The 14184-nt window shown below is 42.3% G+C and carries 6 protein-coding genes and 2 tRNA genes; 2 read left to right on the top strand and 6 right to left on the bottom strand.

Annotated features, from left to right (window positions below):
• Nucleotides 1–6: 6 nt before the first annotated feature.
• Both ABI367_RS00515 and ABI367_RS00510 read left to right on the top strand, forming a co-directional pair.
• Nucleotides 7–79, top strand: a tRNA-Gly gene (locus ABI367_RS00515).
• 159 nt (nucleotides 80–238) lie between these two features.
• Nucleotides 239–323, top strand: a tRNA-Leu gene (locus ABI367_RS00510).
• 201 nt (nucleotides 324–524) lie between these two features.
• Here the strand turns inward: ABI367_RS00510 and ABI367_RS00505 are convergent.
• The 6 genes from ABI367_RS00505 to ABI367_RS00480 form a co-directional block, all read right to left on the bottom strand.
• Nucleotides 525–2078: an OmpA family protein gene (locus ABI367_RS00505; RefSeq protein WP_462228298.1), complete on the bottom strand. Its 1554-nt coding sequence runs from the start codon at nucleotides 2076–2078 to the stop codon at nucleotides 525–527.
• A gap of 26 nt (nucleotides 2079–2104) precedes the next feature.
• The gene (locus tag ABI367_RS00500) at nucleotides 2105–3004 is read right to left on the bottom strand and encodes a hypothetical protein (protein ID WP_462228297.1); all 900 of its coding nucleotides are present in this window, start codon (nucleotides 3002–3004) and stop codon (nucleotides 2105–2107) included.
• Between the two features lie 14 nt (nucleotides 3005–3018).
• Complete coding sequence (locus ABI367_RS00495) at nucleotides 3019–4770, bottom strand: hypothetical protein (protein ID WP_462228296.1); 1752 nt, start codon at nucleotides 4768–4770, stop codon at nucleotides 3019–3021.
• Nucleotides 4771–4815: 45 nt separating this feature from the next.
• On the bottom strand, nucleotides 4816–6954 hold the full coding sequence (locus tag ABI367_RS00490; protein WP_462228295.1) for a hypothetical protein: 2139 nt from the start codon (nucleotides 6952–6954) through the stop codon (nucleotides 4816–4818).
• A 160-nt stretch (nucleotides 6955–7114) separates the two neighbouring features.
• Nucleotides 7115–12031 carry a hypothetical protein gene (locus tag ABI367_RS00485; protein ID WP_462228294.1) on the bottom strand — a complete coding sequence of 1639 codons (4917 nt, stop codon included), beginning with the start codon at nucleotides 12029–12031 and terminating at the stop codon, nucleotides 7115–7117.
• A 162-nt stretch (nucleotides 12032–12193) separates the two neighbouring features.
• Nucleotides 12194–14184: sensor histidine kinase (locus tag ABI367_RS00480; protein WP_462228293.1), on the bottom strand; the 1991-nt coding region annotated here is incomplete at its 5' end.

The following is a 14184-nucleotide window of genomic DNA, read 5'->3' as shown; positions in this document are numbered from 1 at the left end:
AAATATGCGAAAGTAGCTCAGTTGGTAGAGCACGACCTTGCCAAGGTCGGGGTCGCGAGTTCGAATCTCGTCTTTCGCTCAAATCCCTTCCACAAGAAGGGATTTATTTTTAAAAGTTAAATCTTTTCAACGGGATTAAGACTTTAGGCTCAGATGGTGGAACTGATAGACACGCCCCGATTTAATTCGGGGTTCCCATTAAAGGAGTGCGGGTTCGATCTGAGAGAATATAATTACTGCCCAGGTGGTGGAACTGGTAGACACGCAGGACTTAAAATCCTGTTCCCGTCAAAGGAGTGCGGGTTCGATTCCCGCCCTGGGTACATAATCAGCAAAAAGCCTTGAAAATCGAACTTTTCAAGGCTTTTTTATAGGCGTTTTTAAGAAATCGGTAAGTATCTAATATATAATATTTTCCATAGTTCGATACTGCTCCCTGCCACAAAGAAATAACTTGCTAATAATCAGCAAGTTATTTCTGTCGTAAAAGAATTAAACCTCTTTCCACGAAATTCGCCGGCCTACTAATTAGTCGTCACCCTAAATTCGGTCCTCCTGTTTTGCTTATGTAGCGCTTCGGTACATTTTACGCCCGCTTTACAGCCATTAGCCAATTTTGTTGCTCCATAACCTTTTGGGATAAGTCTGGATTTACTGATACCATTTTTTTGCAGGTAGTTAACCACCTCCTGTGCCCTGGCCTGGCTAAGTTTTAAGTTTGCAGCCTTACTTCCACGACTGTCCGTATGCGATGCAATTTCGATCTTTAGGCCCGGGTTATCATTTAAAAACTTCACCAGTTTCTCAAGATCTGATGAGGCGCTGGCCCTTATTTTAGTGCTTCCAATATCATAGTATATGTTTGATAGTCTGATAGCTTTATCCGGAAGAGCCTGTTCAATTGCTAATTCTAAATTTACATACAGGGTTTTACTGCGGGTAAGCCCTTTGGTGCTTATTTTTTCAATGTTTGAAATATAACTGGCCTTTTTGCCCGAAACAGTGAAATCGCTGCCCCCGTCTAATTGCAGGTTGAAAGTACCGTCAGCGAGCCCATCCTGCATGTCGACAGAGGTATTTTGAGTGGTATTAACAAGATTAACAGTTACACCGCTTTCGGGGTTACCTGTATTTTTATTGCTTACACGCCCCGACAAGGTGAAGCGCGGGTCGTTATGAGAGATGTTTATATTAATGTCCGTTCCCTGAACGTCAAAATCGCTTTTTGAAAGCTTCTGTACTTTCGTATTAATACTGTGAAGCAGTCCGCTTATGCTATAATTAGCTGCAAGTATATTGCTAAAAGCGACCTTACCGTCCGGACCAGAAACAGCGCTTGCTTTACCGCCAGAGCCGGTAACAGATACTTCAACTCCCGACAATGGCAATCCGGTCAGTTCATCGGTTACCTTTATCACCAAGTTTTTAATGGGTGTTTTTATTTCTTGTGCAACCACCACTGGTTCTGCTGCTTTTACTTGTTTTTCGGGGATAACAATAGCCATAGATGGGGCAGCTTTTTTCTTCTTATCCATGCTCACGCCTACACCTATGCTGTATTGGATATAATTAGTTACAAACGAAGTCAGCCCGCGCTTGTATTGCATATTGGCAAAAACGAGGGCTTCCTTAAACAAATTGAATTGCAGCCCGGCACCCACCGGAACATAGAAACCCATTTTTCCTTTATAGGCAGAGATGCCCGCGCCGCCTGAAAGATAGGGTACAACCGGATGATCATCGGTAAGCAGTTTGAAGTTAAATCCCGCATTAGCATCCAATAAAAATTCGCTGGTGCCGTTATAGGTATCGCTTTTAAACAGGTAGTCGGTATAACTGCCGTCAACGGTTGCAATGAAGTCAATTTTGGATTTAATCCCCCTGAGATAATTAACGCCAAAACCCATTTGCGCATCGCTAATATTGCTCCAAAGGTTATCGCTTAGTACATGTATCAGCGAAGTGGTATGTATCAGGTGCGCTGTTTTAAAATCATCATAAAAAACATGAAAAACCAGTGTAGACGGTTTCTTGCCCGTATCAACCTGGGCAAACAACTGCAAAGTAAAACAGCTCATGAAGATTATATAAATTGCGCGTTTCATCATTGCTTTATTATACTCTCATTCTTTTTGTGTGTGTCTATTGCGCCTATATGGTTCACGATATTGAAAATGGCCGGTTCGCTTCTTCCCTGTACATTCATATCCTCGGTTGGTATCGGTATTCCATTCATATCCAGGGTTTGTACCGTCCATATAAACTGCCGGTTTGCGGTAGAGTCAATCATGGGCAGGCTTGGCCGCCATACCAATTGCGTAGCTCCTTTTATAGCTTCGTCATCCAGTACAGGGCGGTTGCCTCTAAAAGCCTGCATAGGCGTTTGTCCCGGCAAAATTTCAAATACCTGTATCCGGTAAGTGGGAAGCTCCTGGTAGCCGGGTATTAATGGCGTCCACCTAAAAACGATCACGCTTTGTGCTATATGGGCATCCAATGCTGTTCCGTTGGCAGGCTGCATTAAAACAGGCAATTGGTATGATGTTACAAAAAACGGTTTGCTTTGATTTGTCCTCACCACATCGCCGGCAGTATTGGTTATTTCAACCATTAACTGATATTGGCCGGCAGCTAAGCGTCCGGTACGTTGCAGTAGTGTTCTTGCGCTTCCGTATAGTATTAAATTTTGCAGTTGCAGCGCGTCGGCTATACTGAATTGATTTACGCCCTGTTTTAACATATATACCCTTGCCGCGTTAATATTGGATATACCGATAGTGCCGCCATTTTGATCAAGCAGGGTAGTTTTTATTTTTATAGCTGGATCAATCTGTATTGTACTCTGCATAAAAGAGATGACCATCACACCATTAATAGGATTACCCCAGTCGGCCAGCCGTGGCTGCGGCCTGGGATTTAAAGCCAAGTTCAGGCTGATCTGCGCCTGCGATACCTGAACGAGGAGAAGCATTCCTAATGATAATAATATATGGTGTAGTTTCATGTTCGTATTGTTCATTAAAACCTGTACTGTAAGCCTGTTCGTATGTTACTCTCCAAATATCGCGGATCGCCGGGATAAACCGGGGTTAATGAACCTCCCGGCAATTCGGTGCCATATTTGTATAAATTAATGGTCACTAACATTTGCCATGTAAGCTTTTTATATATTTCCCAGTCATAGCCCCCTGTAAGTAAGCCATTTTTATTTGCAGTAAATGGCGCGGTTGTACTTAAATTATATTGCAATTGCCCTTTATAACTTATTTTTTTACCCGGTTTCCATGTAATGCCGGCGGAGGCATTCAACAGGGTAAGATTAATTGACGGAGCCGTATTGCGGAACCACATGACGCTAAAATCAGGATTGATTTTAGCATTAAAAATTGTTGGGACATATAACAGCAAAACGGTTTGGGTATTATTATTTGTTACCGATGCCGGTATAATAATAGTTTCATCATACTTGCTCCAGGTATAGGTGGCACTTATAAGGTTACTCATGGTGGTGGTATTCCAGGTATAGGATGGGTTAATGCTTAACTCGTTGCTTACACTTTTATAGCCCGAAATATCGGCCGAGTTAAAGCCAAAGTTGTTAAAGCTGGCGTTGAGGCTAAAATGATCGCTGAACTGAGTAAACACATTTGCATTGGCAATTAACTGTTTGGTTATATTGGGCCCCGATATAAGGCTCAAATTACCAAAACGCTGACCAATACTCGCTACCACATTTATCTTCTTTTTCCACGCGTTAAAATGAGTATTGGCCAGATATTCCATACGGTCATTGGTCATAAAAGGGTAGCCTGCAGTAAAATAACCGGCACCGTAATAATTAAATTTGGTGCCTATTTCCCAATCGCTTCCCTTTTTAGCGACAGCCAGCATTACCGCATTATCCTTGTTAGTAGAGGTATGCGAATTTAAAAAAGGCTTCATATCTAGGGCCGGTACGTTGGAAAGCGGCGTATTTAAGTTGGTGGTATGGAAACTTTGTCCCAGCTCGATATGGTAATTCCAGCCATCACCCGTGGTGGCATTGGCTAAAAAGCTTATCACTACATTCTGCTGCGGATCAATAGGTGGTAAGGGCGCGGATGTAACCGAATTTATTTTATCGGTCATCCTTACAATGTTAAAACCCGCAAAGTATTTTCCCTCTTTTTCCAGCCCAAGCTGCGCCATCCATTGGTTGCGCTGGTAAGCGCCAATAGTGCCCGGATTGGGTGGTATCAGGGTTGGCGCCACATAATCAATGGGCCTTTGCGATACGCCGTTAAACAATTTAAACCTGAACTTTCCGGGCGATAGGTTAACCCCATAACCAAAAATACTGAGGTCGCCGGTACTCAAGTCGCTGTAATGAAGGTTTTGCGTACCTAGCAATATTTCGGTAGTGCCAATTTTAGGGCTTATACCAAAGTTATTGGCCGGGTTGGTTAAAAACTGCCATACGCTTTGTTTGCCTGATGTAACCGGAGTAATAAAATTGTTTTGCAGTGCGCTGAAATTAAAATTGAACGGAATACTCCATTTACCATAAGTGATGTTAGGGTTAAACGAATAACGAAGCGAGTTCCACGGCTTACGAGGCTGATAAAAATTTGGGGTCGACTGTTCCGGCGCTTTATCCAACCCATAGCCTTCATACCAAACACCCATATCGCCAGTAAGTGTAACCTTTTTTTTCTTCGTACTATCTTGTGCCCTTGCGTTAAACGCAAGAAACAAAAGCACAACTACGGATATCGCTGTAATACGATTCATTTTTACTGATCAAATACGATTATGTGGCTATGTTTAATATTTGCTTTATTTAGAATTTACTTCCAACTCATTGCTAAAATTTGAATTGTTTTTATTTTCATCAACCAGCCGCACGGTATAGTATGTGTTTTGCTGGCCGCTTTCTACATCATCTAAAAAGGGCTTCCCCTTTTCAAAATCAATTATTTTATAGGCTATCCATGCCGATGTAGTATTTGGCCTTTTATATATCTCAACCTTAAGCTTCTTATTTTTCAGCTTATCATCCACTAAAATTGAAAGCGATATCTTCTTTATGTTACCGTCATAAGCGCCTTGAATAGTTGGCGCAGGTATCCTGTTGTTAAGCAACGTTTTTATAATGATGCTTTTAATTGCTTTTGATAATAAGCCGCCGTCATCTTTAGCTATCATAGCATATTCATATTCTTTGCCGCCAATAATTTTTTTATCGATAAAACGGGTTACCCCGATATTTTTGTTGATAAAAACAGTGTCGTATTTTGCTTTTCCTGCTTCTCTTTTTAGCAGGATATTGCTTACGGCGTCCTCGCTGGGCGAGTTCGCAAAATCAAGGACCACGGTGGTATCCGTAACGGCGAAATTGGTGATCAGCGGGCTTACAGGTGGTATGGTATCCCGTTTTTTAAGTTCAATAATCTTTGATGGCATGGATTGGTTGTAGTGCGAATCAAAGGCTATTACTTTGTAGTAAATATGTTTTGTTAAGGTATTTAACGTTGTCGAATCCTTTAGCGTAAATGTAGCGCGTCCAAGGCTGTCCCTAAATGTTTCTGTTACTACCGAAAATTCATGGTCGGCAGCATTTGCTTTTAGTAGCTGGTAACCAATAAAGTCCTTTTCGACATTAGGTTTTACTTTGATCAGAATTTTACCCGCGGTATCAATTCTTGCTAAAGCAATAACCGGCACAGCGGGCGGGATGCTATCAATTAAAGTTACATAAGCAGGGAACGAACTACTAACGTTCCCCGCGGTATCAATAGCTTCAACTACATAGTAATTATTGCCTTCTGTATCAAAACCACCATCAATATAGTTTCTTGCTGTTGCAGGTAAAATTTCTTTCGAGATCAAATTGTATTTACCGTCTTCTTTATTACTTCGCTTTACGTAAAAGCCTTTTAAATCGCCGCCCTTTTCACCGTTCATTTCCCATGTTAATTTAACTTGTTTGGGGCTAATATTATCGGCTGACCGTAAAAATGGCGTAAGCGGTGGTGTTTTATCTTTGGGTATGCCAGTAAACTCAGCTAACGGTAGTTCATCAGCATAAGGGGTAGAAACGAATACTCTATAAAAATATTTTTTATAATTAACAAGACCCGTATCACTGTACGAAAACCCCATTTTATTATCCCCATTCGACGCGGAATTTAATTTTGGCAATTTTGACAGTCTTATATAAGTGGCTCCGTTATCGTCCGAACGTTGAACAGTAAATGCATAATATTCCCTGGATGAGGGGAATGAAAAGGAAATTTTTCCATCCCCTTCGTTTAATTTTATGGCTTTATCATTTCTAAGGTATTTTTCATTAAAATTCGCGCACTTTACTTTAGCAAACGCTGTCTCTTTCCCTGCATCCTGAAGCGGCTGGTTAATGTGAACACGGTACACATAGGTTTGCCCCTGAACGACATCATTATCTGTTACGCTTAGCGCCAGGCCACTAGCGGCAGTTTTATTTCTGTTGGCTGCTATCAAGGCAAACCCGAAACGCATATCAGCCTTATCTTTCTGATCTTTTAAAGATTTTAGCCCATCCTTTAAAATATCATCAGAGCCCGCAACGCCGCCAGGGTCCGAAAAAGTAGCTGCAAGTCCTACTAAATTGGTATTTGTACTATCTCTCGGGTCGGTGTTTTCAAGAGCCTTATCCCATTGTTCATCACTCCATCGTTTAAAAGGAGATCCTTTAAGAGGGGTGTAAACTAATGCATTAAACGGAATGCCGTCTTTATAAACGGCTTTTTCTACTACATAACCAACTATGTTTGCTTTGTTGAACAATATGGGCGTAGCCGGGGCATATCGTAAAACAATATGGTCGGAATAGCCGCGCCCCGTTATTGCTATAGTAATATTGGGGCCGCTTCCTGTCTGTGCGAAACAAGTGGCACCAACAATTGATAGTTGAAGTATAAAAAGTATTGTTTTCATTATTACTATCCATTAAATTTTAAACGCCTCATCTGATGCTTGTTGTTGTCCCCGCTAATACCGCGGTATTCGTCTTAAAATACATGCTCTTAACCTGTCTCACAGGATTGGTGGTGTTTTTATGGTTTACTGCCTGCCAAACGTTGTTTACTTTTTCCTGCTATGCCCCTGTTATCGCAAATTTATAACTTGTGTTTGCTTTAAGGGCATTAGCGGCGGGGTGAAGGGTGCCGATGCCTGTTAGAGCTGCCTGTTCATAAAGTTTTGCGCCCAGCGCATCATAACCGCCATCAGTCAGGTCGACATCGTTTGATATAAATAGAGTGGCAACGTGGTTAACGCCCAATGAAGCCACTGTAGCATTATTATTGTGCTGGGTTGCATGGTTAGCAGCATTGCCGGTTGTTTGATGAAACGACCCGGCATGCAGGACGGCGCCGTTACTTTGCAACGCAGGGCTGGTAGTTGCGGGTATGGTATTGCCAGTATCGTTAACTAAATAGGCGCCATTATGTACGGCAGCATTAGGGTCCAACTGGGCGACGTTACTAATAGAGTCTTTCGTTAAAGTTGCCGTATATACTGCCCTGAAAGTCCTAACCTTTATTTGCCCTGATGCCTGCTGCTCCTGCAAATCAAATGGCTCGTTGGCAGGATAATTTAATAGCACGCTGAAATTAGTGGTCCGTGCTATCTCGCTAGTGCCGCCGGGTGTGATAATGTTTCTAATTAATGAATAACTTAAGCTGTCCGCTTCGTTTTGCTGTGTATAAACGGTGCTATTAGTACCCGCAACTGGCCCTCCGTCACATGGTTCTCCAATTTTAAAAGAAGTATGATAGCTAAATTTTATCAGGCCGTTAAGTATACTTGCATCTTTTACCGCTATTGCACCTTCAGCATAAAACGGGTTAGGGAATTCAGCTCCGGCATAGCCGCCGCCATTAAATGAGAGCAGATCAATCTCCCCTGATTTGCCGTTACATCGCTTGTAATAGGCTTTAACATCAACACTTGCATAAAATGCAACCTGTGTTTTCATCCGCCAACCGGTGTGGCCCAATCCGGGGCAAAGGGTTGCATCATATTGCAATAGCGAAGCGTCAAATTCGCCGCCTACGTTATAGTTCCATTTAGCCCCCGCGGTTAAAGAACTGCCGCCTATACATGAAATCGAAAACGCGTCCTCATGCCCCGAACCACTAAAATTTAAGCCAACCCCTAAAGCAAACCCTTTTGCTGTTTTTGTTTCGCTACTGACAGCAGATTGGCCAAACGGACTAGTAATGCCCGCATTCTGTAATCCTGCCAAAGTAGTCGGCATAAATCCATTAGGTATTGGAATTTTATTTCCAAACATTAAATATTCGTTCACATTAACGGTGTTAAACAATCTTACTGTGTTTAAACTATCTGGTATCCCGCAGGTAAATGCCCACTCGTTTTTTAAACCATCAATATAAAAATGCGCATAAATGGGGTTCACGGTTTTTATTACGTCGTTATTCAAGTTCAATCCGGCCCCCATGTCAAATAATTTATGAGGAAAATCATATTTAACGGTTACGGTTCCATTGGCAAATGCTTTAACTTCCTCGCCAATTTTTGCCCCGCAATTAAATATCCCATCAAACTGAATAAAATCCATGCCGCCGCTGGTATTAAACTGCGCCGAAAGTGCTACGCTGCCGTTAAATGTTTCTTCTTTCGGTGTGGTGGCTATAATGGCTTTTGCTTTAAAACCCATGCTTACATTCATATCGGGCGTAAAAATAGCGCCACCAAATGTGCTCGCGGCTGCCTGGGTAGGATTAAACACGGTCGGCACTGTCATGTGCATACGGCTGTAAACGCCTGCCCCAAAGCCCCTGAACGCCACACCAGGTAAAAACACGATACCCGGCGGCGGCAGGTTAACCTGTGCCTGTATCATCCAGTATTTAAAACCTATGCCATTATTTGCCGGGACATATTTGGTGTTGCCAAATATGGCTCCTGCCTGTATGGCCAGTTCAAGCGTGGTAAATTTCGCGGTCAGGTCTCCTTTAAATCCGTTCCCGTAAACAGGGTCGTGCTTGTAGAAATTAACACTACCTTTAATATATACCGCTGGCATGTGCGATTCTATATTAATGCTGTCAACCTCTACCCCCAGGTAAATCGGTTTTAACTGGGTTAAAAAACCATAATCGGCCCTGGCGCTGCTTATAGTGGCAGTTGATGGCTGGATACCACTGGTAGCAAGTTGTGATTGCGCGGTGAGTACATTTAAGTTAGTTATAGAATTTGTTGACCCGGTAGCAGAGGTGGCAGGCGGCGTATATTTTGAAGATTCAATAGCCCCTGTTAACGCGATCTTAGTATCGCCGCTTATGCTGATGTTGGAGTTTTCGCTGCCGATATTTATCTTGGCATCCAGCTCAACCCCGCCTTTAAACAGATATTGCTTTTCGGTTGTCTGGTTAATAACCTCAATTTTAGGCTTTACATTAGTGATCGTAAACGCAAAACCCGATAATTTTTTCTGAGGGCTCGCAAACGACCAATGTCCAGAATCGAATGTAAAACTTTCCTGAGCATTTTTGTTATAGGTCATACCCAGATGCTCAAAATCGCACGACAAGTCGAGGTCAAGCGGTATAGTACTGCCGGGGTCAATGATCTTACCGGTTGGGTAATATAGTTTCCCGTTCAGGTCAATGCTTAATTGAATATTCCTCACATTGGCGCTTGATTTTGACAAGATGAGGTTCAGTGAAGAGGTCTGATTGATCTGTATCTTTCCGTCCCCCAGAAATTTGGAGGTAATATCCAGGTTGGGGTGCAGCGCGAACGTTAAAGACGACGCGTTTCCCGTCGCGGAATTGGAGGGTACAAATAAAGCCGAATAATTTATGCCACGGGTTGCATTGTCCGAAGAACTTAGCGGCAAGGTAATTTTGCCCGACATGGATGCCTGGGTTAATACACTGTTGGCCAGGCTTATATTAACCGTATCAATACTGGCACCCAGGTTGCCTATGTTAGCTTTGGGGTAATTTAATATATTGTAAGCATTAACCTTGCCACTTATTCCGTATTGGTCTATGATTAAATTCTCGGCTGTTACCTGTACCGCTTTAGTGGTATCCGCATAGCTTCTTAGCTGGTCGGGCAGGGTGAATTTAAAGTTCTTGAGATAAAACCCGGTAAAAAACGTATTGGTATTACCGCCATATCCAGCGGGAAAAACCATTCCGCTTGCATTGCTTATGGATGAATGGTCGTAAACTATCAACCCTGATTCCAGCCCAACGCCATTGGTATGTGGTATAATACAGGCCGGTAAGGTTCCCTGTAATATAAAATCATCAAACTGCGCTATGGATAGCTGAAAGTTCATATCCACATTGGTTTTGGTCTTATCAACTGGTACCAGCCATTCTTTGGGCAATTGCGCGTTGACATCAAGGTTATACATCCAAAACGTGTTGGCTGCCGGGCTAAATACAATGCCATTGCCTATATGCCCGGCGCTTTCTATATTAAAAGTGAGTTTTAAATTTTCGGTACCGGCGTTAGCGTAGGTAAAAGTTAGCGGCTGTATAAGCTTGATAGAACCTGTAATGCCGCTCAGTCCGGCATCAGTAAATTTAATACCTCTGCCGCTCAGGGCTATGGCATCTGTTCCGGTAAAACCGCCGGTTTTAAATAAGCCTTTTGTATTGTATGAGGCTATGGCTTCAAACTCGGCATAGTCCGGCCTGAATATCATTTCGGTAATGCCTATAGCAGTAGTAGTATCACCGCCTTTAAAGTAGCCCAGCGGCATGTTAACCGGGTGAGCTGCCAAAGTAGCATTTACCTGGTTTGTTGCCGGCACCAGCGGTTTTAATAGCTTATTTGTTTTTACCTCACCGCTTATTTGTTTTATGCTGTTAATTGTCCATGAGCCTGCGCTGTTGTCATTTAATATATCAACCGCCCATTGGGTGGGGTAATGCTGATTAGGGTCGGTATCGGTGTATACAGCGCCCTCGCATAAATTATTATCGCCATTGATCTTGATATCCTTAAATTTAACATTAAGCAGGCCCAGCCATTTTACAGAAACGGTGCCGGTACCTGTTAATGCGGTGTTGGTGCCTGTAGGTACGGCGGTAAGTTTTACTTTATAACCATTCGACAGGCCTATCTCATCCCCCGTATTAAACACTTTTGTTGATACGGTTGCACATCCCAACCCCGCTATTGTACCTGTAGGTACACTAAATTCATTCATGTTGCTTGTACCGGTGTTACTGCCTATGGGCTGCCCCTGGGCATTCAGCGCCTGCACCGTCCACACAAAATCAGCTATATAAGGCGGCTGGGGTGGCCCCGATATCAGGCTGGTAACAACAGTTTGCGTAACACCAGTAACGTCTTTGTTAACCAGTGGTGTATTCAACGTTTTTGCCTGGGTGGCGGTTTGCCCAAGTAATAATTGCCATATCTTTAGCCGGTAGGTTACCACACCCTGCGGTGCGGGAATAACCGGTGTCCACCTGAATGTGATGGGTTGAGTGATGGTGGCAGTGGTAAACAATGCCGCGTTTACGGGCTGTAAGGTTTGCGGCGGCTGGTAAGCCTGGGTGGTGTTTACAATGGTAAAAGGTTTTGTTTTCTCATCACTTACGGCAGCCATTTTACTCGTTGAATGGTTATAGCTAAAAAATTGTACACTTAATTCATAATTACCGGGAGAAAGTGTGCAGGATTGTCCTAAAAAAGTTGTAGCGCCATTACCGCTCCATACCTTTGTTATCGTATTGAAACTTGCTGATGGAGCCGTATTACTGGTATAGGTACCGCATACTTTGGTGCCATCCTTTTTAATGGTCACCAATAACGTACTTGCCTCTACAGAGAGATCCACACGCCCGTTAACCACATGGGTAGAAGCGGAGATCAATAACAACGAATTTCCGTTAATCCAATTTGCGGTATTGGCATCAGGATTTGAGGGTAAGGTAATATTGATACCCGTTATAAGGTTGTTTTGGGCGAATACCCGTGCGGTTAATGCAATAAGTACAATCGTAAGAAATTTTTTCATTGCGAATATATTATTCCCCTTTTGCCAGGAAAAAATCATGAATAATGGTTTTAGCTTTTGTTAAGTTAATTGCTATTAAATAAGTGGGCAACCCCGCCTGTTCCAATATGCGAAATGACTGATTGTAAGGGCAGTATAAATGAGTGTGCGGTAAAGTGGTTATTATTGCCGGGCTTGTACCCAGGCATTGTGAAGTTCGTGCGGAACAAAGAGAATGATTTTATTGCCGGGGTTCTTTTCGCTTACAAACGCGGGAGATATTAAAATAGTAATGGCCTGTGGACCAAACCGGCTTAGTGCCGCAATACGTTTTTTTATTAGTTCCATACCACGACTTTTGTGCGCGCCTGTTGCTTCTTTAAGGGCCATACTATTGGCCACGCCAATACCATTGTCGGTAATAATTATTTGCAAACCGTCATCCTTTTCTTTCAGATCGATAATTATTTTTCCATCTATAGCCGATGGCATGATACCATGCAGAAGGGCGTTTTCCAGCAAAGGTTGCAATATCATTGTAGGCACCATCCATTCGTCCGTATCCAATTTTTCGTTAGCTATTATTTGGTAGGCAAAGCGGTCGTTAAAACGCATTTGCTCTAAGCGCAGGTATATTTTTATGTTTTCTATTTCCTGTTCAAGTGGTATAAATGATTGTTGTGCCGCTTCAAAATTTTTACGGATAAGCGACGCGAAATCACTCAAATAACGGTTGGTGTTCTGCCTGTCCCGCATATTCATATAATGCTGGATGCTGTTAAGGGCATTGAACATGAAATGAGGGTTCATTAACGAAGTAAAAGCCTGCTGCTCAAGGGCCGCGGTTTGCACATTTTCAATTTCTTTTGCCAGCCTTATTTCTTTTCTTTTCTTTTGGCGACGGTTTACAAAATAGATGGTACCGGCCTGGGCCACCAACGCTACTATCAGCCAAAACCATATCGCTTTCCAAAAAGGCGTTGCTATATCAAAATTAACGGTCAATATCTTATTGCTCACGTTTCCGTTTACATCAACCGCCCTAACTTGTACCGTATGGTATCCGCCACTCAATTGAAGTGCGAGGGTACTTTCATTTAAATTTATCCAGTTTTTATTTTTATCAATAGAGTATTGAAAGTTTTTTAAATGCCCCCCTAATTCAATTCCCGCAAACCGCATCTGAATATTTTGCTGGTTATAGCCAAGTGTATAGTTTGCTGCTAAAATGGTATCGCGTTGATTAATGTTAAGGTGTATGAGTTGTACCGGTATATTGAATTTCGGAATGGAAATATTGATGGGTATTATGGAGATACCATTGCCGGTAGCCGCGTAAACAGAATCGTCCTGGTAAAGCATTTCATTGATAGTATTATCCGTTAACCCATCGTTGACAGACAAGTTTTGGACGGTATAACTTAATGTACTGTTACGCAATTTATATTTAATAACATTTATTCCTTCAGCAGTACCTAACCAAATTTGCCCCGGTCCGCCAGCCGTTATACTTCGGCTTGAATTATTTATAATACCGTTATTAACCGTAATATGGCCTATTACTTTATCATGGTTTAACACTACAATGCCGTTATTGGCCGTTGCTATCCATACCAGGCCATCAGCAGTAGTGCTCAGGGCCATTACCCTTTCGCTAAGCAACGGACCGTTGCCGGTTAACGCCCAGGCCGTATCTTTTTTATAACTATATTTATATAAACCATCAGTCGACCCATAATAAACCATTCCGTCAACAGCTTTAGCCAGCGCGGTTACTCTTTTAACAACAGTGTGTAAAAGGGTAACCTTTTCTGTAATAGTGTTTAATTTTTCAATGTAGCCAACATTGCCCACCAATATAATACTGTCACTATATTTGATTGCTGTTTTTCCGTAAAAGAGACCAAACGCCGGAACGATAATCTGTCTGGAATAATTCACATAATTACCCGCATCTGAAAAAGTGAAAGTTTTATTTTGCGACAGTAGTATCTTACGTAGCCTGAAGATATTATTACCTTTTTTACTACTTTTATTTACAATAAGCCTTCTTCTTTTTGCTTCAATCACCTCGCCGTAATAATTGCCGGCTAACAATGTACCATCAGGTTTACGGGCGATGCTGAAAAAATTGGTGTGGGTAAAGTTATCAGGGATATAAATTTCATTAAATG

It is taken from the genome of Mucilaginibacter sp. (assembly GCF_039935595.1).
Taxonomy (GTDB): Bacteria; Bacteroidota; Bacteroidia; order Sphingobacteriales; family Sphingobacteriaceae; genus Mucilaginibacter.
This window is presented reverse-complemented; position numbering and strand designations above follow the sequence as displayed.